Below are 26,499 nucleotides of genomic sequence, written 5' to 3'. Positions count from 1 at the left end.
TACATTATGAATTTTGATTCGAGCCTATTCCTGCAGTATTCGGAATAGGCTTTTTTGTCTTACGAAAGCCACCTATAGATGAAAGCTATTATTATATGAAACAACATAGTTATAACCTATCAATGGTTTCATAATCTTCCTCCTATATAGCCGCTCCTTCGGGGGCGGCGCTTTTAAAATCAATGCAAGAAAGAGAGGTGCGTATGAATGCTACGATATCTGTTCAGTAAATTGAATGAAATTATTACTATTTTGCTCATTCTTATTCTAGTGCTAATGCTTGTGAATGAAGGAATGAGGCTTCACGCGAACATTGTAATGAAGAAGCAAATCAGCAAGAGCGAGACTCAAATTGAAAAGATAGATCAGATGCTACTTCAGGTCGAGGAGATGTTGCCATGAAGGTAGTGGACCTGGACAAAGAAAAAATGAAAAGAAAAGATATTCTCAGCCCGTCTCTTGTTGCGGAGGCTTTGCGGGAGGATATATCGAGCAAGGAAATTGATACGGTCATTACGATTGTAGTAGAGAAGAACGGGGAAACAACACTAACTTACAGTAGTAATGATCGACTCAAGGTCATCGGAATAATGGAAATGATCAAACAGGAAGCCTGCTTAACAGGAATTGATAATTTATGAAAGGAGGCGTTAGGGTTGACATTGAAAGCACTCCCCCGCCCTTCTCCCGTACCGAGCAAGTCAGAACATCAGCCCTCAAAGTGCAAGGGCTGTATTTGGGGAAACTGGACGGGTGTAAAGCAGTTCTGTAGCAAGCAGAGGTGTGTATATTATGAAGACAAAAAAAGTTAGGTTGATTATCTGTTAGCAGGTGAGATGTTTTTAATGACGCATTCTTTATATCTTTCTGGATCTAAGGAACCCTTGTGTATCTTCCCGTCTAACACGTAATTATCCAAGTGCTGCCCACACTTTTCTAATTCCACATGTCTTACGCAGAGCACCTTTGCATGGCCCTTATTTGTATCGCAATGTGTATCTGCATAATAAGTTTTTGATTTATCCTGAGTGTTAATAGAAGGATCGATTTCATTAGAAACAAAAGTAGTAGTTTCAGGAATTGTAGTTGTCTGGCTGTTTAAATCAACAGGCTTTTTAAAGGACAAAACTAAAAACACGAGATAAATGATTAGAATTGAAAACAATAATACCACTTTTTTCATGATTCACCTTTTGTTTTTTTTGCTAAATCATATCATCAAAAGAAGGATGATACCATCAAGAATTGTGGTTTGTATTCAAATTTAATTTCCCAAACGCTTGGGATTTTGAAATGAGGTGGTGATATGAACTTTGTACAGCCGATTCGGGATCAGGAAACAATCGATGCTATTAAAGATTATCTGATGCGGCAGTCGTACCGAAATTACATGCTGTTTGTATTCGGCATCAATACAGGACTTCGGATTCAGGACGTGCTGAAGTTTAGAGTGAGGGACGTAACCGGCGATTACATTGTCATGAACGAAATGAAGACGGGCAAGCGAAAGATCATGAAGATTACCCCCACTCTTAAACGGGAAATCAAGCGTTATACAGCAGACATGAATCCAGGCGATGTATTGTTCCCTTCTCGCCAAGGCGGTAAGAATAACCCGATCAAACGGGACATGGCCTATAAGATCATGAAGAAGGCCGCTGTTGAATTCGGCCTGGTTGATATCGGGACTCATACCCTTAGGAAGACATTTGGCTATCACATGTATCAGAAGACGAAGGATATCACTCTCGTTCAGAACATGCTGAACCATTCCGATAAGAGTATCACCATGAGATACATCGGCATGGATCAGGACATGATGGATGCTGCAATGAATCGCTTTGGATTATAAATGTTGAAGAGGTGCTAAATGAGAAAAGACCAAAAGAAAACCACCGCAAAGACGGTGGTCAACCCAAAAGGAAGCTATGAATATTCGTTATCTAAAGCTGCCGAATTATCGGAGGATCATCAGGGTTTCCTGGTATCTTTGGATACGCAATATAATCAGCAGCAATTCCGTATTGAAGAGCGGTCTTGTAGAGACGAACTTCATCTTCATGCAACTTTGAAATCTGCTCTTGTTGAATCTCGAATTCGTACTCAAAGCCTACGATCTGCCAGTGAGATTTCGTGATATAGTCTACAGCTCTTAGCTTGGCTTTCTCTTTGTCATCGGAAATGACCCAGATATGCGCCTTTGCACCGGCGATATCTTGACAGTCTTTATTATCAGGTGATGGAACAATGTTAATCACAAAAAAATAGGGTCTCATCTTTATCACCTCCCTCTGAAATCTAGTTTACCAGAATGAGGAAATGGATAGGGAGATTCATGAGTTTCTTATATTTAACGAGTGTGGAACTGAGACGAGGAATTAGCTGAAAACCCTTATGGGAGTAGGGGAGAGAGAATCTCTTCCAGTTATGCTCTTTAATAAGATATGGATAACTTAGAGAGCAGCGGCAGCCTTCCAGACCATTGAAAACCCGGAGCCCATACGGGGCAAGGGATTGAAGGGATTTTCCTGAAAAGTACCAGAAAGTGGGAAAAGGGTCCTTCCCAGGGGGTGGCCCCCATGCGGGTACTAGCGAGCCCAGAAACGGGCTGAGTTTTATAAAATTTGCACATAAGGCATTGTGCATTTAGGAGGGGGTATTTTGAGTGGAAAAGTAAAAGCAAAAATGATCGATGGGGCCTTGTGTGTCGCTACTTCTGAGCTCTGCGAGGTGTTGGGCGTGCATCGCAATACAATTGCACAGTGGGAGCGAAGCGGGATGCCGAAGAAGGCAAGAGGATGGTACTCGCTCAAGGATACTTTCAATTGGGTCATTGAAAACCGTGGGGTGAAGAAAACACCGGATACGGAAGAAGAGATGACCTTGTCTCAGCAGAAGCTATATTATGAAGCGAAATTGAAGGAACAGCAGGCGGATGCTGCTACTTTGAAGAATGACATTGCCAAAGGTGAATATATCAGACGCGAGGACGTTGTGAGCGAACTCCAGCGTTTTTTTGTTTCCCTTAAACGGTCAATGGGAGGCTATAGCAGAAAGATTGCTATGGATATTGCTCCCTATTTGGACCCGGAGCAGGTTCGTGTGATTGAACAAGAAATTGCGGATGCAACGAATTCCGTACTGCTGCAACTGTCGGTGCGGGGTGTGTACGATGCCAGAAAAGACTGAGGCAGTATTGCCTGAATGGCTGCTATCCTCGCTCAAGGTATTGAAACCGCCCGAGAAGCTGACTGTATCTGAATGGGCTGACCGTTACCGCGTACTGGATAGCAAGACTTCCGCCGAACCTGGGCCGTGGTCTACTGACCGAACTCCGTATTTGCGCGGGATTATGGATGCCTTCACGGATCCTCGCATCGAAGAGATTATTTTTGTTAAACCGACACAGGTTGGTGGCACGGAAAGCCTGAACAATATGTTCGGATACGTTATTGCGCAGGATCCTAACCCAGCATTGATCGTCTATCCGATGTTGGAGCTTGCGGAATACACGTCGAAGAATCGGCTCCAGCCGATGTTGGAACTCAGCCCGGCATTATCAGGGCGATTCAAACCGGAAGAAAGCACCGTTCGCGAACTGCAATTCGAAGGTATGTATGCGGTTATTGCTGGTGCGAACAGCCCGGCTTCTTTGTCATCGCGCGCCATTCGCTATCTTTTCATGGATGAAGTGGACAAATACCCTAAAACAGCAGGTAAAGAGGCTGATCCAAGAGCGCTAGCGAGGGAACGTACAAAGACCTTCCCATTTAATAAAAAGATTATGCAGACATCAACTCCCACGCTCAAATCAGGCCCCATCTGGCAGGCTTGGCTCGGAGCTGATGTCAGGATGCACTACTTTGTTCCATGTCCACATTGCGGGCAGCTTCATACGTTTAAGTTCAAGCAAATCAAATTCGATTCCTCATTGGCACCGGAACAGGTGAGAGGAACAGCTTTTTACGAGTGTGAGAGCTGCAAAGGACAAATCAGAGACGCACATAAACCCTTGATGCTGCGAGGCGGGGTGTGGCGTACAGAATCGGGCTCGACAAAGCCTGGCGGCAAGACCGGGTTTCACTTGAATGCAATCTATAGCCCTTGGGTGAGGTTTGGAGACGTCGCATATGAATTTTTGATTTCCAAGAGGTCTCCGGAAGAGCTCATGAACTTCGTGAATAGCTGGTTGGCTGAGCCTTGGGAGAATACGCAAGTTAAGCTGAGCAGTGACAAGGTGCTGGAACGGGCGAGTGAATACGAGGAAGGCGTTGTGCCGGACCGGACAATCCTGCTGACGGGCGGGGTTGACGTCCAAAAGGACCGAATGTATTACACAATTCGGGCATGGGGAGAGAATATGGAGAGCTACAACGTCCGTCATGGCGTTGTGGAGACGTGGACTCAGATTGAGGATGTTATGAATATCTCCTATTGCACTCGTGATGGAACGGAATTCTTTGTAAATCTCACGGCGATTGACTCCGGTTATAATGCTGATGAAACCTATGATTTCTGTGCTAGAAATAGTGAATGGGCAGTATCTGTTAAGGGTTCAAATACACCATTGCCGACGAAATACCGACACACCAAGATTGACCGCGAGGACAAGGGCATGTATGGTATATCGCTCTATCACGTTGACGGCGGATATTACAAGGACTTTATTGCTGGCCGTATTGCTCGTAGCAAGGATGAGCCGGGGGGCTGGTTTGTCTATGTTGGTTGCGACCTTGATTATGCAGAGCAGATCACAGCGGAGGAGAAGGTCATCGAGAAGAACGGTCGTCGTGATGTTGAAGTTTGGCGACCGAAGACAGCTCACGCAGATAATCACTATTTGGATTGTGAGGTATACGCGGCATTTGCTGCTGACTGCCTTGGCATCCGGTATATGCGATATGAAGCTCCAGAAGCGCCAAAACCTGCTGATAGCAAGGCCAAGGCGAACAATTGGGTAGGAGGTGGGAAGTGGTTATGAGTGACGAAGAACGAATTGAGGAGCTTCGAGAAGAGTTGAGGCAGGTGAAGACTGCTATTGCTGCTATACAAAGCGGAGCTCAAGAGTATCGCATTGGCAGCAGGCAATTGCGCCGGGCTGATCTGGCTCTACTGTACAAGGAAAGAGACCGGTTGGAACGGGAGATTCTGTCTGCTGAGTGTGGCGGATCAATCTTTCATCACGCCTATTTCGAGGGGAGATAGACCGATGATCAAAATAGCTTGTAGGCGATGGAGGGGGCCTTGGATAGCAGCAGCTATCCTGCTTGTAATTATCTGTATGCTTCATGACTTTATTAGCACCCTGGGGAGGAGGTGAATGTAATGGGTTGGATAGATCGATCTATCGCTACAATTAGCCCTAGATGGGCTTACAAGAGAGCGGCCTGGCGTAGCGCGATGAGCGTGTTCGATTCTGCTGACCAAGGTCGATTGAATCAAGGCTGGAATCCATCAAAGAGCCCGAATGAATGGAAGAAGGAGCAAGAACGTTCGTTGATTCGTGCCCGTGCCCAGGATTTGGAGAACAATAGTGATCTGGCCGGGGGGATTCTGCAGGCATTTGATCGCAATGTAACAGGCACAGGAATTATGCTGCAAGCAAAGGTTCCGCACAATGTCGAAGGGAATAAGGATGGAGCAATCAATCAGCAGATCGAATCCCTATGGGAAGAATTTTGCGAGGCAGAAAACATAGACGTTACCGCTACTCAATCTCTCGACGAAATGACAGAAATGATTATTCGGAGATACATCGTTGACGGCGGGATATTTATTGTGAAAGTCTATGTCAAGGACAGCAATTTCCCCTTCAAGTTGCAGATTCGTTCTGTCGATGACCTGAGTACGCTCAAGGTTCCGTCGGATAAGAGGATTATTGAAGGAGTCGAACTTGACGAATTCAATAAGCCGATTGCGTATCACTTCAAAAAATACGATGGATATTTACTGCATCCAACCGAAACGGTGCGCATTCCTGCTGAAAACGTTATCTACCTATTCAAAAAGAGTAATCCGCAGCAGATACGGGAGGTTTCGCAGCTTGCAACCGCTCTGCCTCGAATCAAGGATGTGAATCAGTTCATCGAGGCGATTTCCATCAAAGAACGAGTCATGGCCTGCATGGCGGTATTTATCAAGAAGGATACTCCACAGGGGGGAGTAGGGCGCGGAGTGAGGTCGTCGGCTGATGCTCCTGTCAGCTATAGCGGCGTATCCTTATCACCGGGAATGATCGGGGAGCTGAATCCAGGGGATGAAGTTCAAACGGTCATCCCTTCAGGGCAAGCTTCGAACACTAAGGAATTCATTGCGACGCTGGTCCGCATGATTGCGGCAGGGTTGGGTTTGAGCTATGAATCGGTTTCTCGGGATTTGTCGCAAGTGAACTATTCGTCAGCTCGTCAAGGGCTGATTGAGGATAGGAAGTTGTACAAGAAGCTTCAGAAGATGCTCATTAAGCGTGTGCTCAAGCCGATCTACCTCGAATTTATGGACAGCATGTTTTTGAGTCGAAAGCTGAACCTCCCGGATTACTTGAAAAATAAGAAGCTTTACACCAATCATGTATGGGTTCCGCCTGGAAGCACATGGATTGATCCCAAGAAGGAAGCCGATGCCAATAAGATTGCATTAGAATCTAATCAAGACACGCTTGCCCGCATCTGTGCGGAGCGCGGCGAGGATTGGCGGGATGTTGTGGTGCAGCGGGCAGCCGAGATTAACCTGATCAATGAATTGATTGGAGAACGAGGAGGAGGGGATAGTCAGAATGACGATGAGGAAGACGACGATGAAGACATTGAATCAACTGATGACGCTGCGTAGAGACGGCGAGAAGCCCGACAATCATCTTAGCCGAACACTGACATTCGCCCGTGATACCATCAACGAAGAAGAGAGAACTGTGGAACTCTCATTTTCTTCAGAAGCTCCGTATGAGCGTTGGTTCGGCAATGAAATCTTGAGCCATGACCCCGATGCGATCGACCTATCCAGGTTGAACGAAGTCGGGGTTTTATTGTTCGCTCATGGGCGGGACTTCAACTATGGAAGAATGCCTATTGGAGTCATTAATAAGGTTTGGGTGGACAATGCAGAGCGAAAAGCAAGGGCAATTGTACAGTTTGATGATGACGACGACAGTGACAAAGTATTTCAGAAGGTCATTAAAGGCGTTATTAAAGGAGTTTCTGTAGGATACTCAGTGAGTAGCTGGGAGGAAGTAAGGCCAGGCAAAACGTCAGCAAATGGGAGGTTCATGGGACCGGCTCAAGTTGCTCTTAAGTGGCAGCCTTTTGAAATTAGTATCGAACCAACGCCAGCCGATCCGTCGGTCGGCGTGGGTAGAAATCATAAAATCCCAAACGCTTGGGAAAATGAAGAAGGCGAGGATGAAGGCATGAAGGGATTGAAAATGATCGCATTGGCGGCACAGGGGTTGATGCACGCTCCGGATACAGGAGGAGGCAATGGTGGGGGCGGGACTGGTGAACGCGGTGTAACTCCTCCGGCGGTTCCAAACCCTAATGAAGCGGAGATTCAGCAACGTGCGGTTGCGGCTGAAAGACAGCGCACCACGGAAATTAATGATTTGTGCCGTAATTTTAACATGGACCCGACTCCATATCTTGGAGATGGCAGCTCCGTCGAAGCTGTTAAGGACGCCATTTTGAAAAAGCAGATTGAAAGCAATAAACCAAATCAATCCGGTATTCGCGTGGTGGCTGAAGAGACGGATAAATTCCGCGCCGCTGCATCGGATGCGTTGCTGATGCGGGCGGGCAGAAGTGTTTCCAATCCGGCTGCTGGAGCTACAGAGTTACGGGCAATGAGAATGAGGGACTTGGCAGTTGATTGCTTGCAACGTGCAGGGATCGACGGCGCACACCGGATGAGTGATGAGGATCTGCTGAAACGCGCCTTATCGCCCGACACGACCTTCCAGTCGATTATTTCCAACGCCGCCAACAAGACGCTGTCTCAAGCGTACCAGGAGGCACCGACAACCTTCCAACATTGGACAGGTAAAGGGTCGAATTCTGACTTCAAAGCCGCTGAACACTATCGGATTTCCGAGGCTGGCAGTTTGGAGCTCACTCCTCAAAATGGAGCGATCCCTTACGATACGGCGATGAAGGATGAGAAGGTCAATAAGGCGATCCTTACTTACTCCAAGCGCTGGGGATTCACACGCGAAGCGTTTATTAATGACGATTTGAGTGTGCTTTCTCGCGTTCCGGCGGCCTATGTGATTGCGGCGAAGCGAGGCATTAACGCACTCGTCTATAAGATGCTGGCATCTAACCCGCTTATCTTCGACGGAGAAAATCTCTTCGGTGCAGCTCATGCTAATCTTGGCACTGGCGGGGCGATTAACACCCAAACGATGAGCGAAGGCCGCAAAATGATGCGCACACAGAAGGGGATTCGTGGCGAGGCAATCTTGAACATCGCTCCGAAATACCTGCTTGTCCCAGCAGAGCTTGAAACGGGAGCCGCACAGCACCTTCGCAGTGAAGCTGATCCTGACGGGAAGCATAGCGGAGTAACGAATGTATTCCGCAACTCTGTTGATCTGATTGTTGATGCAGAGCTTGATCAATATTCTAGCTCTGCATGGTACTTGGCTGCTGATGCAAATATTGCGGATACGATTGAAGTTACGTACTTGCGCGGCCAAGAAGAACCAACGCTTGAAACGGACATTCCTTTCGACCGATTGGGTATGGATTTCCGGATTATCTTCGATTATGGCGTAACCATTCTGGATAGCCGCGGCATGTTCAAGAATCCGGGGGTGACAACTCCATGATCTTGAATGAAGCTCTAAATTACGGTGGACGATTGTATATGGCTGGTGAGAATGTTAAAGGGAAACTGCCCTTGGATCTGATTCGGACATTGAGGGACAATGGGAAGTTCGCTGATCTTGATACCGAAGAAAACACGGGTTCCCTGATGGAGGATCCGGAGGGCGGTTCTACTTCCGGTGAATCAACGGATCCTCCTGCCCAAGTCCCAGAAGGGGAGGATATTGCTGGTGGTGAGCCAGTGAATCCGCCTCTGCCTGCTTCGGTTCCTATGGAGACCTCCGACAGCATTCTGGACGGTATTCTTTCAGGGGCGTCGCTGAAGATTCTTGAGCCGGGCGAATTTGGAAACCTTACTGCCCCTGAGCAAAAGTCCAAGCTTAAGGGCTTGGGAATCGACCCGGCCAGCAAGGAAGAGGAGCGAATCGCTCAGTATGAAGAGTGGTATCAGGAGCAAATAGAGGCAGCGTACAACGGGGAGGAATAGAACAATGGCTATATTTGAAGTTGCCAGAGGTTTTACTGTGAGAGACGGTAAAATCTATCGTGCAGGTGATCTGTTTGAAGCCGACCCGAAGGACGTAGAAAAGGAACTGAGAAAGGGGAGCGTTGTTCCGAGTACAAAGGAGCTCCCCGAACTTGAACCGACAAAAGCAACACGCGCGAGGTCGAAACCATGAGCTTCAAGGATCAATTAGCTCAAGATATTGAGACAGTATTTTTTAATTACAATGAGTTTGCTGATGAGGCTATCATTGACGGTAAGAAGCAGATCGTTATCATCGATGATGAGCAATTAAAGAAGCGAGCTGAGAAGGAGTATATCGGCATATCTGCCGGTCTGCTCCTTTATTTTATTCCTAAATCAGCCTTGGATAAGGAACCGGCGATAGGGGATGTTCAGAAGTTTAACAACAAGCTCTATTACGTGGAAGATGTGAAGGAAGTAGACAACGTGTATGAAATTGTGTTGAACACGAATCGCGGTGAGTAGCATGACCAGCAAAATCAATATCGATACTTCTCAACTGAATAAGATTGTGTACGGACTGAAGGATGCGGAGAAGCAGATGCCCGGGGCTTTTGTTGCCGCCTTGAACCGCACGCTTGATCGCGTATATTCCCGAAGCGGTCGCATAGTAACGCAACAATACAATGTGAAGGCATCCGAGATCAAGGCGTCCATGACGAAGAACAGGGCCTCTTTCTCACGGCCAAGAGCCTTTATTCGTGTCCGCAGCAAGCGGTACACGTTAGGGCGTTTTCTTCCCGGTGGACTCAAGTCTAAATCAAAAAAGGCAACGGTAAAGATCAAGAAGTCAGCCGGGCGAAAACCAGTGTTGGGAGCGCCAAAAGCCTTCGTCCAGCGTTCGCCGGATGGCAATACGCATATCTTCCGCAGAGAAGGGGATAAACGCTATCCACTTGAGCTGCTACGAACGATTTCGCCTACACAGATGGTTGAAAATTTGAAGGTGATGGAGTCTATTCAGGATGAAGCAAATAGCTTCTTAGCTGATCGAGTAGAACACGAAATCCAGTACCGCCTAAAGAAGGTGAAAGGCAATGGTTGACAATACGACCCTCGAAGCGATTCAAGAGTTTTGTCAGGTTCATGTGGTTCCAAAAATTAAATTGATGGCTCCAAACGATGATGACGTGACGCAGTACCGTTTGATGCATCCCAATGTCTTTATCGGATGGCTTCCGCCACCGAATCAGCTTGAAGAAGTTCCTTTGCAGCTTCCTGACGGTGTGAAGAAGGCTATTCCGGCGATTGTTGTTGGTATGGACGAGGGGGAAGACGATGGAAGTGAGGCGGGATTAAATATTCGCTTGAATTTCATCGTCTACAATCCTGGATATTATCCGGAGCCGGGCGTGATCATCCCGAACTATAGGGGATATCAGGACCTGCTTAACCTGATTACGATATGCCGACGAGAGCTATCCTCGCAGTATCTTATTGGCAACGGCGAAACGGCTGCTCAGAAGCCGTTTCGCTGGGGGATGTATCAGCAACAGCCAGTTGGATATTGGGTAGGTTGGATGTCCTTCCGGGCTGCAACAGTAACATTGCCGTATATTCCAAAACAAGATTTACTCGACTTTTAGAAAGGATGTGAACAATTTGGCTTATAAACATGGTGCTTATGGAGAGCTTGAGCCTAGCACAGACACGCTGCCTCCCTCTGGGGTGGGGACATTGCCGGTTTATATTGGCACAGCGCCGGTGCAGCAACTGGCGAACGCTGCTGCTGTGAACGTACCCATCATAATCAACAATTATGAGGATTCCGTAGCGAAAATAGGCTATTCGGACGATTGGAACACGTTCACCTTATGCGAAGCGGTGTATGCTCACTTTAAGAATCGGATTCAGCCTATCGGGCCTATTATCATTATTAACATCATGGACCCCGAAGTGCATTCCAGCCCAGAAACGGTTGAAGTGACTATTATTAATGGTGTCGCCTACATTGACGCTCCGGCCGTGCTGGAGTCAATTGAGGTTGCAGGCGCAATACGCGGAGAAGATTATGAGGCAATTTATACAACAGACGGACGTGTGAAGCTGGCCGCTTTGCCCGGTAAGACAATCGCAAGTCCGGCCTCAGTCACTTACAACAAGATGGATGTATCCACAGTGCAGCCAGCGGATGTTATCGGTGGTAATTTAGCGGGAAATCGAACGGGCCTGGCTGTGATTGACCTTATCTATCAAAAGCTGAACCAAATCCCGACCTTGCTTGCCGCTCCTGGATGGTCTCAGATTAAAGAGGTCAAAGAAGCAATGATCACGAAGGCGCAAAAGATCAACGGACATTGGGATGCTGTTGTGTTGGCCGATCTGGATGCAAGCTCGTCGGTGGGGTCTATTGCACAGGCGATCGCCTGGAAGGAAACCAACGGGTACACGGATGTTCCGCTAAAGGTGGGATGGCCCAAGGCAAGCAGTGCTGGCCGCACCTTCTGGGCATCTACGCTAATGGGTGTCCGGATGCAGCAGACGGATTTCGCAAACAATAATGTCCCTTATGAATCTCTATCCAATAAGCGGGTGGATGCGACATCTACGGTACTTACTGATGGAACAGAAGTCAACTTCGATGAGCTTCAAGCCAACGAGCTGAATGCCGAAGGGATAACAACCTTTAATTTTCGCGATGGGATGTGGGTGCTTTGGGGCCCGCATAATGCGAATTATAAGCATGGCGTTGAGATTAAGCCCGAGAATGTGTTCGATGCATCAATCCGTATGGCTCGATACTTAACAAATACCTTTCAGAAGAACTATGGTAAAGATGTGGATGGTCCACTGAATCGGAGCAAGGTTGATACAATCCTGAATGATGCGGGCATCTGGCTCAATGGATTGGTTGCGGATGGCTACTTGCTATCGGCCTCGATTAACTTTAATGAGACGAGCAATCCTGTGAGTTCGATGGTCGAGGGTGATTTCATTTTCGATGTGAAGAACACTAATACTCCTGTTACAAAATCTCTGTCCTTCCGCGTTCGTTATACAACTGAGGGATTGGCCGTACTATTCGGGGGTGAAAGCTAATGAAAATCGCAAATAAAACGATTCAATACAGGCTCAAAGCCACAAATACAGCTGGCAACCTTGAAAATATTGATGATACAGCCAATGTAACGTTGCCGTCCATCGAAAAAATGACGGATACACAAAGTGGATCCGGTATTATGGGCGAGATTGATATGCCTACGTTTGCTCAAATCGGATCCATGGTGTTTACGATCAGCAATCGAGCAGATACGCCTCAGTATTCGATGCTTTCACGACCGGGTGAAATCAAATTCGAATTAGTTTGGGTAATCGACTTATTTGATACTGCGGGGGCAAAAATCGGTATCCAGCAGCACAAATTGTTTATGTCCGGCGTTAACAAGACGTATGGCATGGGCAATGTGGAGGTGAATGCTGGAGCTGATGGTTCAAGTGAGTTTGAAATCTACTATCTCCGGAAAATTATTGACGGCAAGGAAGTGCTGCTGATCGATAAATACAACTTCAAATATGTGGTCCACGGCGTCGATTACACATCTAACATTCTGACAGCTCTCCAATAATGGGGAGCTGCTTACGTTTAAGGAGGGTTATTATGCCAACTTTCAAATTAAGTAAAGCAGTTAACATCAATGGTGATTCAGTAAATGAATTACCTTATAACTTTGAGGACATGACAGCAAGGGATAAGGCCGAAGCTACCAAGTCGTTTAAAAAGGCGGGTAACATAGTGATGGTCCAGGAGCTTGATTCTGACTATCATTTGTACCTGTTTGCTGCTGCAGTTAAAAAAGTTAATACATCGATCGAACCGGAAGATGTACTGCGGATGAGTGCAAAAGATGCCGTGAAGGCGGAGGCTCTTGTTCGGGATTTTTTCTTTCTCGGTTCGGGGGAATCGTCTCAGACGAATACCTCAGAGGATGCATTACTCAACTAACCTTCAATCATTTTGCCACACGAACAGAATGCATGGAGATGAGCATAGTAGAGTTATTTGAATTCTACGAGTCGCTTGCAGATGAAGCCGAGCGCCAGCGGAAGGAGGCTGAACGACACCGTGGCAAATAAACGCGAACTAGAAGCGCTGATTGTGCTAGCCGGGAAGATCGACCCAAGCCTCCGGAAAGCTCTATTGGAGACACAGAAGAGGACGGAGGGGTTGAGCAAGCAGACGGGCCTGATTGGGAAGGTTGCACAGAAGTCCTTTGGCATTATGAAAAATGCTGCTGCCGGAGGCATGGTCGCCCTTGGTGTTGGTATGGCATATGCGGGCAAAGTTGGTCTTGACCTAGCATCTGACCTGACCGAGGTTCAGAACGTCGTGGATGTCACCTTCGGTAAGGGGGCTGAGCAAATAAATGAGTTTGCTCAGTCTACTCTAAAAGCATTTGGACTGTCGGAGCTATCTGCCAAGCAATATTCCGGTACATTAGGCGCATTGATGAAGGCTTCAGGGGTATCAAGCGACCATTTAATCACCATGTCCGAGAATCTGACTGCCTTGGCCGGTGATTTTGCATCCTTTCACAATCTTGATCCTGCCGAATCGTTTGAAAAGATCAAATCGGGGATATCCGGAGAGACAGAGCCTCTTAAAGCACTAGGCATTAATATGTCGGTTGCCAATATGGAGGCTTTTGCGCTTTCAAAAGGTATCAAAACCGCCTATTCCAAGATGGACCAAGCCAGCCAGACGATGCTGCGTTATAACTATCTGATGGAGATGAGCAAGGACGCCCAAGGCGACTTTGCGCGGACGCAAGATAGCTATGCGAACCAACAGAAGTTGTTTGGTGAGAGCTTTAAGCAGCTCGCGGGAAATATCATGAGTGCAGCGCTGCCTGCATTCACGAAGCTTTATGAGAAGGGCAATCAACTCATAGACTCTTTTGCGGGCAGTCCGGAGAAAGTAGAACGGCTCCAGAATGTGATAGCGAAGGCGGCGGATACGGTAATCAATGCACTCCCGAAAATCATAGACGGGGCAAAAAGGGTCTTGAATGTGGCCGGAAAAATCTATTCGTTCATTTCAGGAAACTGGTCCGTTATCGAACCTATGATTGTTGGCATAGTTGCTGCGATGGTAGCCTGGAAGGCAATCACTTTAGGAATGTCAGCCTATCAAGGAATTATGGCCGCCATCAAAGGAGCGACAATCGCAACAACGGTGGCGCAGTGGGGACTTAACACCGCGGTACTGGCTAACCCGATGACCTGGATTGTCTTAGGTATTGCCGCTGCAATCGGGGTTGTGGTTGCTGCTGTCTATTTGCTCTGGAAGCACTGGGATACAGTTTCCGCCTGGATCGTGGGCTTATGGCAAAATAACATCCTCCCGTTCTTCCTAAGTATAGGGGATTGGTTCAGTAATATCTGGACAGGCATGGTTAATGGCTTCATGGCCGCCTGGTCTGGCGTCTCATCTTGGTTCAGCAATCTTTGGGAGGGAATTTTAGGCGTATTCAAGGGATATATAAACCTTTGGATTAAGCCAATAAACATGCTCATTGACAGCCTGAATTCACTGAACATCAAGGTTCCTGATTGGGTGCCTGGAATGGGCGGGAAAGAATTCGGGGTAAGCATTCCCAATATACCGACATTTGCACGCGGTGGATTTGCAAACCAGCCTTCTATCTTTGGTGAGGCCGGACCGGAGGCGGCCATTCCGTTGAAGCGTACACCTCGAAGCCTTAGCCTCTTGAGTAAAACGGCCAAGATTTTGGGGGTAGATGGCGACGGAGACGGAAAGCCTACGTTTGTCTTCGCTCCGGTGCTTGGTGGTGGAGATTCATCCGGAGTTCTGAACAAATTGGAAGAGGCAGCTGACGATTTCTTCGAACGCTGTGACCGTTGGTGGGAGTCGAAACGGAGGGAGAGCTATGCAGGCTGAAACGGTACAGGGCTATAAATACATGACCATGTCTGGAGATACATTCGATAGTATCTCCCTTGATTTTTACGATGATGAGCGCTTTGCCTCAGTTATTATTCAGGCTAATCTCAAGTATCGCAAGGTGATTACTTTTTCCGGAGGAGAGAAATTATTCATCCCGATCATTGATGATCCAGCTCCCACCACGTTACCTCCGTGGAAGCGTGGTGATTAGATGCAGGTCATTTACAATGGTACCGACATCTCACCCTCCATCCAGGCTACACAGGCTATAATCACAGACCGCTCAGGTGGGCATCCCGATGCAGTAACCCTTCAGTTCTCGGACACAGAAGGGCTTTGGAGCCAGTGGAAGCCAACGAAAGGCGATACGTTGCGGGTAATGGAGGCCGGATTTGATTCCGGCCTCATGTATATCGATGAAATTAGCCAGCGGGCCGGGCGCTTTGGTATAGGAGCGCTATCTATTCCACAGGAGAGCAAGACGGCCCGATCCCAGGCTTGGGAATCTGTACGGTTTATGGAGTTTGCAACTCAGATTGCTTCCAGATACGGATTTAATCTGAAGTCATATGGCATCGATAATCATCTGTATGAGAGAGTGGACCAGGTCGAAGAGCCTGACTTTTCATTTTTGGCGGGCAGATGCAGCCTTGAAGGATACACACTCAAGATTGCCGATCAATCAGTTGTCATATACGACGAAAGTAGCTATGAAAAGATCGCGCCCGATCCACAGCTTGCAGTTATTCAGGAGTCGAGCATGAATGGCGACTTTGCTTTTATAGATAAGTCGGTAGGCATTTACGAAAAATGCATCATCCGTGGACAGACGGCGGCTGAATTTATCGAAGGCGAATTCTCCGCTGCTGGAGTCGCAGGGCCCACGCTTATTAAACGGATGTATGTCAGTAATAAAGTTGAAGCCAACCGCTGGGCGAGGGGGATTCTGAGGAGCCATAACAAGCATATGATAACCGGGTCGCTAACGATTGATTTGAATATTAATTATGCGGCCGGGACCACGGTACAGATAGCCGACACAGGCATGTTCGACGGTGTTTTCTTCATTGACTCGTTGACTCATGATCTGATTAATAATCGAACTAAGCTGAAGCTGCGTAAGCCCTTGGAGGGATACTGATGGTACGCAAAGGGAAAATCACATCAATCAACTTATCTGCCCGAACCGCTCGCGTAACCTTGACCGATTTCGGTGATGTAGTGACCTCGGAAATTCCCTATGCTGACCATGTTGCACCTACAATTAATGCGGTGGCGGTAATCGCTCTTTTTACGGGTACGCTGGCCGATGCAATGATCATTGCAATTCGCAGGGAGGTGTAGGATGTGCCAATTGCAACTTTTCACAAGAAGAGCTTTTCTGTGAGTGCCAGCAAAGTGTATACATTTACCGGGCTGGAATGGTCGGGGGCGCTTGATACAGAGTCCCAAGAGAAACTAAAGAGCAAACCGAGCACCTATATAAAAGGCCAAACATTAGGAACAATGGGTTTTGAGGTGCCGCTTATTGCTGGCCAATACATTGATGTCCGGTCGCAGATTGAACAGTGGGAAGAAATTCGGGATAAAGCGGTTCCGGATTTTTTTATTTTGGGAGAAAAACCGCTAGGAAAATATAAATGGCTGCTCAAGTCGGTTAGCGTCAGCAATCCTCAAATCGATGGCAAGGGGAACATTCTGAGAGCGAAACTGAAGCTAGATTTCGAGGAATATGTCAGGGCTGGATCTGCTCAGGCATCGAAATCCAAGCAGAAGACTGCAAAGACTAAGGACAATACTAAAGTAAGCCTCGACATTCTTCCGGCCTCCTATATCGACAAGCCAGAGGCGAAACGAACTAATGTGAATGCATCTACGGCACGCAGGAGCACCGTCGAATCTAAGCTAAATTCGATGGGGGTGTAGGACATTGTTGGTGACAATAAACACTTCTGAGACCCCTAATATTGATTGGGCCGCTTCCGGAGCCGATGAAATTGTTCAAAACGTCTTCACGCTGCTTAATACGCACAAGCATGAGGTTGCCTATGACCGCACGTTAGGACTTCCAGGCGAATTAATTGATTTGCCTCAATCCGAAGCGGTGCCCTCCACGATCTCTAGCATCTACTCAGTAATTGAGGAGTCTGAGCCGCGTGCGACGATTGTTGACGTCAGATATGGCGGGACGGATGAAGATGGGGGCTTAATTTTTGAGGTGGTGATTGATGTATGACCGATTTTAAACCCGTACAATTTGTCGATACGGATGCGCGAAGCATAGAACAGGAAATGCTCGTTGCCTTCCAGCAAGCAGCTGGACAGCAACTATTTCCGGGTGATCCGAGGAGAATATTCTTGTCTCAGTTATTGCCGATCGTTGTGGGGCTACGCAATGATATCAACTTTACAGGCAATTCAAATTTACTGCCATTCGCCTACGAGGAAATACTCGATCATCTAGGGCTGTGGGTTGGCTCTACTCGCCTGCAAGCAGCCTCGGCACATACAACGATTCGCTTCTCTTTATCTAACGTCCAGCTGGATCCAATCTCGATTCCGAAGGGGACCCGTGTGACTCCTGATGGCGATGTGTTTTTTGCAACGATAAGTTCTGCGGTGATTCCGGCGGGTGACATCTATGTTGATGTTGAGGCAAGGTCTTCTGAAGGCGGGGAGAAGTATAACGGCTATGCTCCTGGACAGATCAAGCTGTTAGTCGATCCAATCCCATATATAGCTAGTGTGTCGAATTTGGATACAAGCTCAGGCGGGACGGATGAGGAATCAGACGATGCTTTCCGAGAACGCCAGCGCCTGGCCCCCGCTTCCTTCAGCGTGGCCGGGCCGGAGGACGCATATCGATATTTTGCCAAATCAGCCGATGTGAACATCATCGATGTTGCTGTAGTATCGCCAGCCCCGAATAAAATTGAAATCTATCCACTAATGGAAGGGGGAGAACTGCCAGACCAGAATGTGATTGACAAAGTTTTAGCGGAAGTTACTCCAAAAAATCGGAGACCGCTTAACGACCTTGTCAGCGTTCAAGCGCCTACAGAGGTTTCGTATTCAATCGAACTCACGTACTACATCTCTAAGGACGATTCCGCCGAAGAGGCGTCGATTCGTGAGGCTGTGGAAGGCGTCGGGGGCGCCGCTGATGCATATGAAACGTGGCAGAGCAGCCAACTTGGCCGAGCGATAACACCGGACAACCTCATATCAAGAATTTACGGGGCAGGAGCATACCGGGTTGTGACGACAGCTCCCGTTTATACTGAAATCGAGAAATCCGAGGTTGCTAAACTTACCGGTCCAAGAACATTGATTTATGGAGGGTTGATCTGATGGACCTCCAGAATCTGAACATGCTGAAGCTTCAAACCAAATTTATGCGCCAGGATAAATCTGTAGTTGGCTACTCTGCTGCCGTTGAAGAGCAATTCAAGAAGATATCCAATGAAACAGACAAAGCCATGATCTATGCTCGGATTAATGAGCTGCCTGGCGAGGTTCTAGACATTTTAGCGTGGCAGTTTGGAGCTGATTGGTATGACGCTTCTGTAGATATCGAAGTAAAACGGGAAGCGATCAAGGATGTGCTTTACCTCGCAAAGATACGGGGAACACCCGCAGCTGTGCAGCGAATTGTTGAGATTTACTTTGGGGATGGCCGAGTAGAAGAATGGTTCGAATACGGTGGCAACCCTGGTTATTTCCGCGTACTTACCAGTAATCCGGAGGCAACGAACGAAAAGGCACAGCAGTTCACGAAGGCTGTAGAGTCGGTTAAACGAAAAAGTCAGTGGCTTGAGGCTGTCGTGCTGGAGGAAACGATCTCAATTGACGACCTGTATTTCGGTGGCGTCCTTCATATTGGAGAGTATATTACTATTTAGGCAGGTGAGATCATCATGTCAAGTTGGAGTAAAGTAATAACGAACAAGGGGAGACAGTTGCAGGCGAAAGCTCAAGCAGGGGCTGAACTTTTTTATACCAGGATGGCCGTTGGCAGTGGCACCTTAAGCGGGCAATCTTTGGAGGCCATGACTGCATTGATCACGCCCGTAACAAACCTCGAAATAACTAGATTGAGGCGTCCACCCGGAACAACAAGGGCTGTTATAGGAGCAACACTGACAAACCAGACTGTTACTACAGGATTCTTTCTACGCGAGGCGGGAATCTATGCAATGGATCCTGATGACGGAGAAATCCTGTATATGTACGCAAACTGTGGAGCGACCGCTGATTATATCTCGCCTGATGGCACAGATCCGATTGAAAAATTTCTTAATTACAATGTCTTTGTCGGATCCGCGGCGAACATCACAGCAAACATTGACGAATCACTTGTTTATGCCACCAAGCAGGAGCTTGATGAGGCGATAGCGGGGATAACCATAGGCGAGGCGTCACTGACAGAAAAAGGCGTGACGCAGCTCTCAAGTGCAACAAACAGCAACGCCGAGGACAAAGCAGCAACCCCGAAAGCTGTCAAAACTGTCGCTGAAGCAGCTATGGCCGCACAGACCACGGCCAACGCAGCAAATCTAGCAGCTGGGGCAGCACAGACCAGAGCAGACCAGGCTTTTCAGTCTGGCAATGAGCGAAAATCAGAAGTGGTTGCCGCGCTTGTTGCCCTTGGGGTATCGGCATCCACATCCGATAGTTGGGATACGCTGATTAGCAAAATGTCCGCGATCATTAAGGCTACGGGTAACGCAACTGCTGCTGATGTGCTGGCGGGCAAGACGTTCAGTAATGCAACCGGTAATGGCTTACAGGGCACGATGCCAAACCGAGGTGCTGGCGGCACGGTCACACCGGGCACAACCAACCAAACGAAGGCGGCAGGGTATTATAACAGTGCCATCACTGTTTTGGGTGACGCTGACCTGGCCCCGGGCAACATCAAAAGTGGGGTTAATATTTTTGGTGTTGTGGGAACCGTTGAACCTAGTACTTACGGATACGCTGATGTAGATGTCTCGCTGGTAGAAGGATATGTAGTTGCTCGTGGGTCTAAACGCCTTGATCTGCTAACAATACCAGCAGGAGTGAAATTCATATCATTTGTAGGCTCGGCCTCTGTAAGCCCCAACAACACCGGGAGCGGTTGTACCGCTTCATTGAGAATAGAAGACAATGACGCACACGCTTCACCTATTATGTCAAGATCATATCCGGACGGAAACTATAATTCTGATATTTTAAATGTAAACCTTATGAGTCGAGAGGTACGTGTTATAGGTTCAGGAATATGGACTACTAATTTAACGACATCATTCGTTGTGGGAGGTCCATATAAGGTATATCTTTTATACCAAAATTCTGCGGACACTGGTTATACCTTTCCAGTAATCAATAATAGAGTTACGGGTAGGTTCTATTACTTCTAAAAAAGAAGGGTGTTGACAATGATCAGAATGTTTAAGTCAAGCGATTACGTCGAAGCAGTAGAGGTTAAAGATTTCACGTCGATCCAGGAGATTATACAACTCACAGGCATGGGTGTTTCCGTAGCCTTTTCACCTTCAGGAGTTTTGCAATCCGTGACCCTCAAAAATGGTACGACAACGCTCACGGCGTTGCCTGGGCAGTACGTTTATAAAAACAAGAGCGGCACCGTCGGAGTTTGCGGCTACGATTACCTCGCTGAAAACTATCCGGACGAAGTCGCCGAACCAACAGCAGAATAAACCACAGGACACGCCGAAAGGCGTTTTTTTATGCCCTCGGAGTGGGTCCGGGGGCTATCTTTTTGAATCGTAGGTGATGGGATGGAATGGACGGTTGTTGTAAGCGTGCTCGCAGCCCTCAGCGGCATGGCTTTAGGGTGGATGGGGCGCACAAGGTCTATTAGGCAAGACGCTGCTCAAGATGCGGGCACAGTGGCTACACTGCAAAACAATGTTGAGTACATTAGACGCGGAGTAGATGATATCAAGGTCGATATGCGTGTGCAAAACCAGCGGATGGACAGCATCGCAGAGCGACTGACGCGAGAAGAGGAGTCGACCAAGCAGGCTCATAAACGCATTGATGAGCTGAGGGATTTAATAAAATTGTGAGAGGATGATTATAAATGACGATCAAATGGTTAAAAGCAGCAGGTATCCGGGCACTCAAGACAGCAGCTCAGACGGCTATTGGGGTGATTGGGGCAACGACAGTATTTGGTGAGGTTAACTGGCCGGTAGTCGGTGGCACGGTGCTGCTGGCTACGGTCACAAGCCTGCTGACAAGTCTGGCCGGGCTTCCAGAGGTAAATGAGTAATGACGCTGACACTGGACTACGTAAAGGCTAAATCGGCCAGTAAACTGCATGGTTTACATCCTGTCGTGCGACAGGCTACGGAGCGCTTAATCGAGCGCTCTTTCGCTTGTGGCGTGCCCATCCTGATTACGCAAGGCTTACGGACCATAGCGGAGCAAGACGCACTGTATGCGCAGGGACGCACGAAGCCAGGTCAGATCGTCACCAATGCTAAAGGCGGCTACAGCAATCATAACTTTGGGGTAGCCATAGACTTTGCATTGCTGCTCCCAGATGGGAAGAATGTAAGATGGACGGTGGGGCCCGCCTGGATGAAGGTGGTCGAGATCGCTAAGTCTCTTGGATTTGAATGGGGCGGGGATTGGAAGAGTTTTAAGGACTACCCACACTTCGAGATGTGCTTTGGCCTGACCACAGCTCAATACCGTGCTGGGTGGGTGCCCAGTGAGATTGCTATGGCAAAAGCTCTGGTTGTAATTAATAGAGAGGATGAAGTCGAGATGAAGGAAGAATTAGCTAAGCTTACAAAGCGGGTAGATGTCCTGGAGAAAGCAGCCGAACGTGTGCCGGCGCCGAAATGGTTTATTGATGAATTTGGAAGCGGCGACCTGGGCGGCGTGATCTCGGATCCGGAATTTACGTTAGAGGGCTGGCGGACACTGGCTGTGGGGTTGCGGGTTGGTAAAATATAGGTTACATTAATATCTGATGTCGCTGACAGGGTTATATTTGCGTAAAAGGGTGAACTTAATGGGGGAGAAGTGGATATTTCTTATTGGGGCGCTAATGTTAGGCGTAGGAGCTGCGGGATACCTGTCAGATTACATCGCCTATATTAGACAGGGTCCGGAAGAAAGAGACAACCCGCTTACACCCTGCCATGTCTGCGGGAAGGAAGTTTCTAAAACGGCTCGATTTTGTCCAGAATGCGGCGAAGATTTTATGGAAGTCAATTTTTTGTCTCAAAGTCCAAAAGCTCTGCTTAGTATTTTTATTATTTTATTTTTGCTGGCTTTAGGTTCGTTATATTTATTTATTTTTGATTAAGATAGCTCTGCTGGCGGTAGGCTGGCAGGGCTTTTTTTGTGTTATGTAGTCACATGCTTGATGTCAGCTAGCGGGATCCACGCCGTCCCGTCTTGAGCTTTGATCTTAACTCGGCTGCGATCCTCGGGCCAGCTCGGCATACCGATCAGGCGGCTTCCGTCATCAAGCTGCAGGGTCAACTGCATCTGAGCATTAATTGCCTTATCTATGTACGTGTACATATTTCACCTCCAGCAACAAACTTCTACATATTGGATAAAAACCCTTTTTGCAGTTCTTGAATACTTATCCGTGTATCGCATATAATACAAACAAACGTTCGTATTTTTATGTGAGGTGTGCAAAATGAGCGAAAAGATGATGGGGAAGGAAAAAATAGAGGATCTTGTTTTAATCAGAGACAACGTTGTCCTTGGCAGTCTATTTACCATGTTGCAGAAAAATGGGGCAGACCTTGAATTTAACCGCTCAATACTTAATAAGGCGTATGCGATGGCGGGCAGATATATCGAGGACAGAGTCCTGGAGGACAGCAAGGCAAACCGCGCGGCGCTCAAAGCCCGTGGAGTAAAAATCCACCGTGAGGAGCACCAGGACAACTTTATTGTCTATTACCACTACACGTCCAGGGGATATACAGACAAGTTTGGAATTACTCGAGATGTCTTGCGCTCGGAGATAAGCTGGCGCTTGGCGGGTTATATATCGGAGCTGGGGGAAATGATTAGGGGCAACTCACAATTGATAGGCAATAAATAATAGCAATGCCCCTAAACACATAGGTCAGGGGGCATCTTTACTTATTCTAAATTATCAATCGCGTACTGTGCTTCTTCCTCCGTAAATTTCTCCCCGTAATCAGAGATCAACTGATCATAAATAGCGGAATCCGACATACTCATAAGTTCTGCGTATTGCTTTGCTTTTTCTAATGCATTTTCTTTCCAGTCAAAAACAATGTTATCAATTGCATATTGAGCAGCTTCCGCAGGAAATCCCTCTCCATATTCAGAGGTCAGTTGATCATAAATCCCTGCCTTAGACATATACATAGACTCTGCATATAATTTCGCTTTCTCTAAAGCCGCTTTGTGTTCTCTAGGGATACTGGCTTCCTTCTCTTCTGCCTCTAGCCTAGCCTTTTCTTCCGCTTCTTCTTTCGCCTTTTTCTCAGCTTCTAATATTGCTTTCTCTTCGTTCTCTTTTTCCTCTTGCTCCTTTTTCTCCTGTTCATCTGCTTTGACATCGTCTGTGGTAGCAACTGCAGTCACTTCGGTCGTGTCTTCGTTACCTTTATTTTCTGCTTCATCAACGGCCGGAGTTGGAGACGCTACGACCGCAATTACAAAGATAGCAAATAGGGCGGCCGTTATAAGAAATTGATTCTTTGCCTTTCCATTCTTCTTAGCCGCTGAAACGATAGATATTACTAAGAAAACAATACATGCCAAAAATGATAATAATCCAATAAACGCCCACATGCTGATAAAACCTCCCTAAAATATGTATATGTGTAGTGTATCAGAACTAGGTAAATATAACCATATACCTGATTGTTGTTATCAAAAGTACTGCAAGTTGAAATTACCAAGCGCTTGTTAATTTCAACTATAAATAAATTGCCCACATGATGCCCACAAACATATGACGTAATGTCATGTTTTCGGGCGTACCGTTAACAGCGGTTTCCGCATCACTACGCATTTTCATGTAACCTTAGTTAGTTGACTAGACAAACTAAGTATAACGTGATAGGATTGAGTTGAAAAGAGCATGAGACAAAATCATTAAGGCAAGACTGATGTAAGGGCTTACTAAAAAGATCATTATATTGTAAGGAGGACGTAACGTGAGTTATTTCAAGAACATTGGCAAGATTCAATTTGAAGGTGCAGGTTCGAACAACCCGTTGGCATTTAAGCACTATGACGAGAATGAAGTGGTGCTCGGCAAGTCGATGAAGGAGCATCTGCGCTTTGCAGTAGCTTACTGGCATACGCTGACAATGAACGGCAGCGATCCTTTCGGTCAAGGCAACATGGTTCGCCCGTGGGAGACTGTATCCGGTCTGGATCTGGCGAAGGCACGCGTGGAAGTGAACTTCGAGTTCCTGGAGAAGCTTGGCGCTCCTTATTTCTGCTTCCATGATGTGGACATTGCTCCGGAAGGCGCCACGCTGAAGGAATCGAATGAGAACCTTGACGTAATCGTTGCCAAGATCAAAGAAGGTATGAAGCAGTCCGGCGTGAAGCTGCTGTGGAATACAGCCAACATGTTCTCTAACCCGCGTTATGTCCACGGGGCGGCAACAACCTCGAATGCCGACGTATTTGCTTATGCAGCTGCGCAAGTGAAAAAGGGCTTGGAAACTGCAGTTGAGCTTGGCGCAGAGAACTATGTGTTCTGGGGCGGCCGCGAAGGCTATGAATCCCTGCTGAACACAGATATGGGCTTGGAGCTGGATAACCTGGCTCGCTTCTTCCAAATGGCTGTTGATTATGCGAAGGAAATCGGATTTACCGGCCAATTCCTGATCGAGCCTAAGCCAAAAGAGCCAACCAAGCATCAATATGATTTTGATGCAGCTACTACGATCTCCTTCTTGCAAAAATATGGTCTTCAAGATAAATTCAAGCTTAACCTGGAAGCGAACCATGCGACACTGGCAGGACATACCTTCGAGCATGAGCTGCGCGTAGCGCGCATCAACAATATGCTCGGTTCGATCGATGCGAACCAAGGCGACATGCTGCTGGGCTGGGATACAGATGAATTCCCTACAGACCTGTATGCAGTAACTTTGGCTATGTACGAAATTATTGAAAATGGCGGACTGGGATCCGGCGGCGTGAACTTTGATGCGAAGGTTAGACGTTCTTCCTTTGAGCCTGAGGATTTGTTCTACTCCCACATCGCCGGCATGGACACCTTCGCGAAGGGTCTGAAGGTTGCGGCCCGCATGAAGGAAGAGAAATTCATCGACGGTCTGATCGACGAGCGTTATGCAAGCTTCAAGTCCGGCATTGGTGCAGACATTTTGTCCGGCAAAGCGAACTTCAAGACCTTGGAAGCTTATGCATTGGAGCATAGCGACATTCGCAACAAGTCCAACCACCTTGAGCTGGTGAAGGCGCGTCTGAACGAATTGATCTTCACTACCAAATAAGCTGGTGCTAAGCTGCAAGTGAATGAACGTTAAAAAAAGGGGGCGCCTGGTCGTCCCCTTTTTTCGGTTCATATAGGTTGAACTAATAATTGTACGATGGAGGAACACTCCACACTTATGCCCTTTATTTATCTTCTTTAGTTCAATTCAGATAGCTTTGAATTATATACACGATCAAGGGAGGCGTATCGGACGATGAAGTACGTAATTGGAATCGACTTGGGAACCAGCTCGGTAAAGACGGTGCTGGTGAACAAGCAGGGAGATATTGTGGGCGAGGCTACAGCTTCTTACCCGCTGATTCAGGAACGCCCGGGATACAGCGAGCAGGATCCGGAGGAATGGGTAAAGGGAACGCTTGCTTGTCTGAAGGAGCTACTGGACGGTAAGCAGGCGGCGGCCGAAGATATCGAAGGCGTATCCTTCTCCGGGCAGATGCATGGTCTGGTGCTGCTGGATGAGCAGAACAAGGTGCTTCGCAATGCGATTCTTTGGAATGATACCCGCACGACGAAGGAATGTCGGGAGATCGAGGCGAAGCTGGGAGACAGCCTGCTGGAGATTACCCGGAATGCGGCGTTGGAGGGCTTTACGCTGCCGAAGATTTTGTGGGTGCAAAAGCATGAGCCTGAGCTGTTTGCGAAGGCGGCGCGCTTTGTGCTGCCGAAGGATTATTTGCGCTATCGGATGACCGGGCAGGTCGCGATGGAAATCTCCGACGCCGCAGGCACGCTGCTCTTGAATGTGCCGGAAGGG

At 47.6% G+C, this 26,499-nt stretch carries 36 protein-coding genes; 32 read left to right on the top strand and 4 right to left on the bottom strand.

What is annotated here, in order from left to right:
• Nucleotides 1–398 precede the first annotated feature (398 nt).
• Nucleotides 399–641, top strand: coding sequence for a hypothetical protein (locus TX85_RS15635; protein ID WP_044480460.1), 243 nt, complete (start codon nt 399–401; stop codon nt 639–641).
• Between the two features lie 176 nt (nt 642–817).
• Here the strand turns inward: TX85_RS15635 and TX85_RS15630 are convergent, their stop codons facing one another.
• Complete coding sequence (locus TX85_RS15630) at nt 818–1,183, bottom strand: hypothetical protein (protein WP_044480458.1); 366 nt, start codon at nt 1,181–1,183, stop codon at nt 818–820.
• A gap of 123 nt (nt 1,184–1,306) precedes the next feature.
• On the opposite strand from TX85_RS15630, the gene TX85_RS15625 reads away from it, so the two are divergent.
• On the top strand, nt 1,307–1,852 hold the full coding sequence (locus TX85_RS15625) for a site-specific integrase (RefSeq protein WP_044480455.1): 546 nt from the start codon (nt 1,307–1,309) through the stop codon (nt 1,850–1,852).
• A 91-nt stretch (nt 1,853–1,943) separates the two neighbouring features.
• On the opposite strand, the gene TX85_RS15620 is transcribed toward TX85_RS15625, so the two are convergent.
• Nucleotides 1,944–2,276 carry a hypothetical protein gene (locus TX85_RS15620; protein ID WP_044480453.1) on the bottom strand — a complete coding sequence of 111 codons (333 nt, stop codon included), beginning with the start codon at nt 2,274–2,276 and terminating at the stop codon, nt 1,944–1,946.
• Between the two features lie 385 nt (nt 2,277–2,661).
• Here TX85_RS15620 and TX85_RS27620 point away from each other — a divergent pair, with 385 nt between their 5' ends.
• From TX85_RS27620 to TX85_RS15485, 27 genes are all read left to right on the top strand, one after another.
• On the top strand, nt 2,662–3,189 hold the full coding sequence (locus TX85_RS27620; RefSeq protein ID WP_044480451.1) for a hypothetical protein: 528 nt from the start codon (nt 2,662–2,664) through the stop codon (nt 3,187–3,189).
• Nucleotides 3,173–4,981: a phage terminase large subunit family protein gene (locus TX85_RS15610; protein ID WP_044480449.1), complete on the top strand. Its 1,809-nt coding sequence runs from the start codon at nt 3,173–3,175 to the stop codon at nt 4,979–4,981. Before TX85_RS27620 ends, TX85_RS15610 begins: the two co-directional genes overlap by 17 nt.
• Nucleotides 4,978–5,205: a hypothetical protein gene (locus tag TX85_RS15605; protein ID WP_044480448.1), complete on the top strand. Its 228-nt coding sequence runs from the start codon at nt 4,978–4,980 to the stop codon at nt 5,203–5,205. Before TX85_RS15610 ends, TX85_RS15605 begins: the two co-directional genes overlap by 4 nt.
• 120 nt (nt 5,206–5,325) lie before the next feature.
• Nucleotides 5,326–6,828 carry a phage portal protein gene (locus TX85_RS15600; protein WP_044480446.1) on the top strand — a complete coding sequence of 501 codons (1,503 nt, stop codon included), beginning with the start codon at nt 5,326–5,328 and terminating at the stop codon, nt 6,826–6,828.
• Complete coding sequence (locus tag TX85_RS15595; protein ID WP_233500766.1) at nt 6,773–8,815, top strand: prohead protease/major capsid protein fusion protein; 2,043 nt, start codon at nt 6,773–6,775, stop codon at nt 8,813–8,815. Before TX85_RS15600 ends, TX85_RS15595 begins: the two co-directional genes overlap by 56 nt.
• Entirely contained in the window at nt 8,812–9,300 is a 489-nt protein-coding gene (locus TX85_RS15590; RefSeq protein ID WP_044480445.1) for a hypothetical protein, read from the top strand. Before TX85_RS15595 ends, TX85_RS15590 begins: the two co-directional genes overlap by 4 nt.
• A gap of 4 nt (nt 9,301–9,304) precedes the next feature.
• Nucleotides 9,305–9,493 carry a hypothetical protein gene (locus TX85_RS15585; protein ID WP_044480444.1) on the top strand — a complete coding sequence of 63 codons (189 nt, stop codon included), beginning with the start codon at nt 9,305–9,307 and terminating at the stop codon, nt 9,491–9,493.
• Nucleotides 9,490–9,807, top strand: a complete 318-nt coding sequence (locus TX85_RS15580) for a hypothetical protein (RefSeq protein WP_044480443.1) — start codon at nt 9,490–9,492, stop codon at nt 9,805–9,807. Before TX85_RS15585 ends, TX85_RS15580 begins: the two co-directional genes overlap by 4 nt.
• Before the next feature lies 1 nt (nt 9,808).
• Nucleotides 9,809–10,387 (top strand): phage tail protein, encoded by a 579-nt coding sequence (locus TX85_RS15575; protein WP_044480442.1) that lies wholly within the window; start codon nt 9,809–9,811, stop codon nt 10,385–10,387.
• Nucleotides 10,380–10,928 (top strand): hypothetical protein, encoded by a 549-nt coding sequence (locus tag TX85_RS15570; protein WP_044480441.1) that lies wholly within the window; start codon nt 10,380–10,382, stop codon nt 10,926–10,928. The genes TX85_RS15575 and TX85_RS15570 overlap by 8 nt, the downstream gene beginning before the upstream one ends.
• 16 nt (nt 10,929–10,944) lie before the next feature.
• On the top strand, nt 10,945–12,381 hold the full coding sequence (locus TX85_RS15565) for a phage tail sheath family protein (RefSeq protein ID WP_044480440.1): 1,437 nt from the start codon (nt 10,945–10,947) through the stop codon (nt 12,379–12,381).
• Nucleotides 12,381–12,908 (top strand): phage major tail tube protein, encoded by a 528-nt coding sequence (locus TX85_RS15560; RefSeq protein WP_044480439.1) that lies wholly within the window; start codon nt 12,381–12,383, stop codon nt 12,906–12,908. Before TX85_RS15565 ends, TX85_RS15560 begins: the two co-directional genes overlap by 1 nt.
• Nucleotides 12,909–12,940: 32 nt before the next feature.
• Nucleotides 12,941–13,285, top strand: a complete 345-nt coding sequence (locus TX85_RS15555) for a hypothetical protein (RefSeq protein WP_044480438.1) — start codon at nt 12,941–12,943, stop codon at nt 13,283–13,285.
• Between the two features lie 120 nt (nt 13,286–13,405).
• Nucleotides 13,406–15,241, top strand: coding sequence for a phage tail tape measure protein (locus tag TX85_RS15550; protein ID WP_049894987.1), 1,836 nt, complete (start codon nt 13,406–13,408; stop codon nt 15,239–15,241).
• The gene (locus TX85_RS15545; RefSeq protein WP_044480437.1) at nt 15,231–15,458 is read left to right on the top strand and encodes a hypothetical protein; all 228 of its coding nucleotides are present in this window, start codon (nt 15,231–15,233) and stop codon (nt 15,456–15,458) included. The genes TX85_RS15550 and TX85_RS15545 overlap by 11 nt, the downstream gene beginning before the upstream one ends.
• Nucleotides 15,459–16,388 carry a phage late control D family protein gene (locus TX85_RS15540; RefSeq protein WP_044480436.1) on the top strand — a complete coding sequence of 310 codons (930 nt, stop codon included), beginning with the start codon at nt 15,459–15,461 and terminating at the stop codon, nt 16,386–16,388.
• Nucleotides 16,388–16,591, top strand: a complete 204-nt coding sequence (locus TX85_RS15535; RefSeq protein WP_044480435.1) for a hypothetical protein — start codon at nt 16,388–16,390, stop codon at nt 16,589–16,591. The genes TX85_RS15540 and TX85_RS15535 overlap by 1 nt, the downstream gene beginning before the upstream one ends.
• Nucleotides 16,592–16,594: 3 nt before the next feature.
• A complete protein-coding gene (locus TX85_RS15530) occupies nt 16,595–17,173 on the top strand; it encodes a phage tail protein (RefSeq protein WP_044480434.1) in 579 nt (192 codons plus the stop codon).
• A 4-nt stretch (nt 17,174–17,177) separates the two neighbouring features.
• Complete coding sequence (locus TX85_RS15525) at nt 17,178–17,483, top strand: GPW/gp25 family protein (protein WP_049894986.1); 306 nt, start codon at nt 17,178–17,180, stop codon at nt 17,481–17,483.
• On the top strand, nt 17,480–18,598 hold the full coding sequence (locus TX85_RS15520) for a baseplate assembly protein (RefSeq protein WP_044480433.1): 1,119 nt from the start codon (nt 17,480–17,482) through the stop codon (nt 18,596–18,598). The genes TX85_RS15525 and TX85_RS15520 overlap by 4 nt, the downstream gene beginning before the upstream one ends.
• Nucleotides 18,598–19,149, top strand: a complete 552-nt coding sequence (locus tag TX85_RS15515) for a phage tail protein I (RefSeq protein WP_044480432.1) — start codon at nt 18,598–18,600, stop codon at nt 19,147–19,149. The genes TX85_RS15520 and TX85_RS15515 overlap by 1 nt, the downstream gene beginning before the upstream one ends.
• Before the next feature lie 15 nt (nt 19,150–19,164).
• Nucleotides 19,165–20,652: a tail fiber protein gene (locus TX85_RS15510; protein WP_044480431.1), complete on the top strand. Its 1,488-nt coding sequence runs from the start codon at nt 19,165–19,167 to the stop codon at nt 20,650–20,652.
• A gap of 18 nt (nt 20,653–20,670) precedes the next feature.
• Nucleotides 20,671–20,952, top strand: a complete 282-nt coding sequence (locus TX85_RS15505; RefSeq protein ID WP_044480430.1) for a hypothetical protein — start codon at nt 20,671–20,673, stop codon at nt 20,950–20,952.
• A gap of 81 nt (nt 20,953–21,033) precedes the next feature.
• Nucleotides 21,034–21,324 carry a hypothetical protein gene (locus TX85_RS15500; RefSeq protein ID WP_044480429.1) on the top strand — a complete coding sequence of 97 codons (291 nt, stop codon included), beginning with the start codon at nt 21,034–21,036 and terminating at the stop codon, nt 21,322–21,324.
• Nucleotides 21,325–21,338: 14 nt separating this feature from the next.
• Nucleotides 21,339–21,530 (top strand): holin, encoded by a 192-nt coding sequence (locus TX85_RS15495; RefSeq protein WP_044480428.1) that lies wholly within the window; start codon nt 21,339–21,341, stop codon nt 21,528–21,530.
• Nucleotides 21,530–22,222: a M15 family metallopeptidase gene (locus TX85_RS27615; protein WP_081671763.1), complete on the top strand. Its 693-nt coding sequence runs from the start codon at nt 21,530–21,532 to the stop codon at nt 22,220–22,222. Before TX85_RS15495 ends, TX85_RS27615 begins: the two co-directional genes overlap by 1 nt.
• Nucleotides 22,223–22,238: 16 nt before the next feature.
• Nucleotides 22,239–22,577 (top strand): zinc ribbon domain-containing protein, encoded by a 339-nt coding sequence (locus TX85_RS15485; RefSeq protein WP_148444372.1) that lies wholly within the window; start codon nt 22,239–22,241, stop codon nt 22,575–22,577.
• 41 nt (nt 22,578–22,618) lie between these two features.
• On the opposite strand, the gene TX85_RS15480 is transcribed toward TX85_RS15485, so the two are convergent.
• The gene (locus tag TX85_RS15480; RefSeq protein ID WP_044480424.1) at nt 22,619–22,798 is read right to left on the bottom strand and encodes a hypothetical protein; all 180 of its coding nucleotides are present in this window, start codon (nt 22,796–22,798) and stop codon (nt 22,619–22,621) included.
• A 124-nt stretch (nt 22,799–22,922) separates the two neighbouring features.
• Between TX85_RS15480 and TX85_RS15475 the strand changes: the two genes are divergently transcribed.
• The gene (locus tag TX85_RS15475; protein WP_044480422.1) at nt 22,923–23,336 is read left to right on the top strand and encodes a hypothetical protein; all 414 of its coding nucleotides are present in this window, start codon (nt 22,923–22,925) and stop codon (nt 23,334–23,336) included.
• A 41-nt stretch (nt 23,337–23,377) separates the two neighbouring features.
• Here TX85_RS15475 and TX85_RS15470 read toward each other — a convergent pair whose 3' ends face one another.
• On the bottom strand, nt 23,378–24,058 hold the full coding sequence (locus TX85_RS15470) for an Ltp family lipoprotein (protein WP_049894985.1): 681 nt from the start codon (nt 24,056–24,058) through the stop codon (nt 23,378–23,380).
• Between the two features lie 368 nt (nt 24,059–24,426).
• Here TX85_RS15470 and xylA point away from each other — a divergent pair, with 368 nt between their 5' ends.
• Nucleotides 24,427–25,743 carry a xylose isomerase gene (gene xylA, locus TX85_RS15465; protein ID WP_044480420.1) on the top strand — a complete coding sequence of 439 codons (1,317 nt, stop codon included), beginning with the start codon at nt 24,427–24,429 and terminating at the stop codon, nt 25,741–25,743.
• A gap of 195 nt (nt 25,744–25,938) precedes the next feature.
• Nucleotides 25,939–26,499: FGGY family carbohydrate kinase (locus tag TX85_RS27610; protein ID WP_262362662.1), on the top strand; the 561-nt coding region annotated here is incomplete at its 3' end.

Origin of the sequence: Paenibacillus antibioticophila (assembly GCF_000455265.1) — a bacterium.
In the GTDB taxonomy this organism is placed as follows: domain Bacteria; phylum Bacillota; class Bacilli; order Paenibacillales; family Paenibacillaceae; genus Fontibacillus; species Fontibacillus antibioticophila.
The sequence above is the reverse complement of the archived record's forward strand: the minus strand, read 5'-3'. Positions and strand labels throughout refer to the sequence as shown.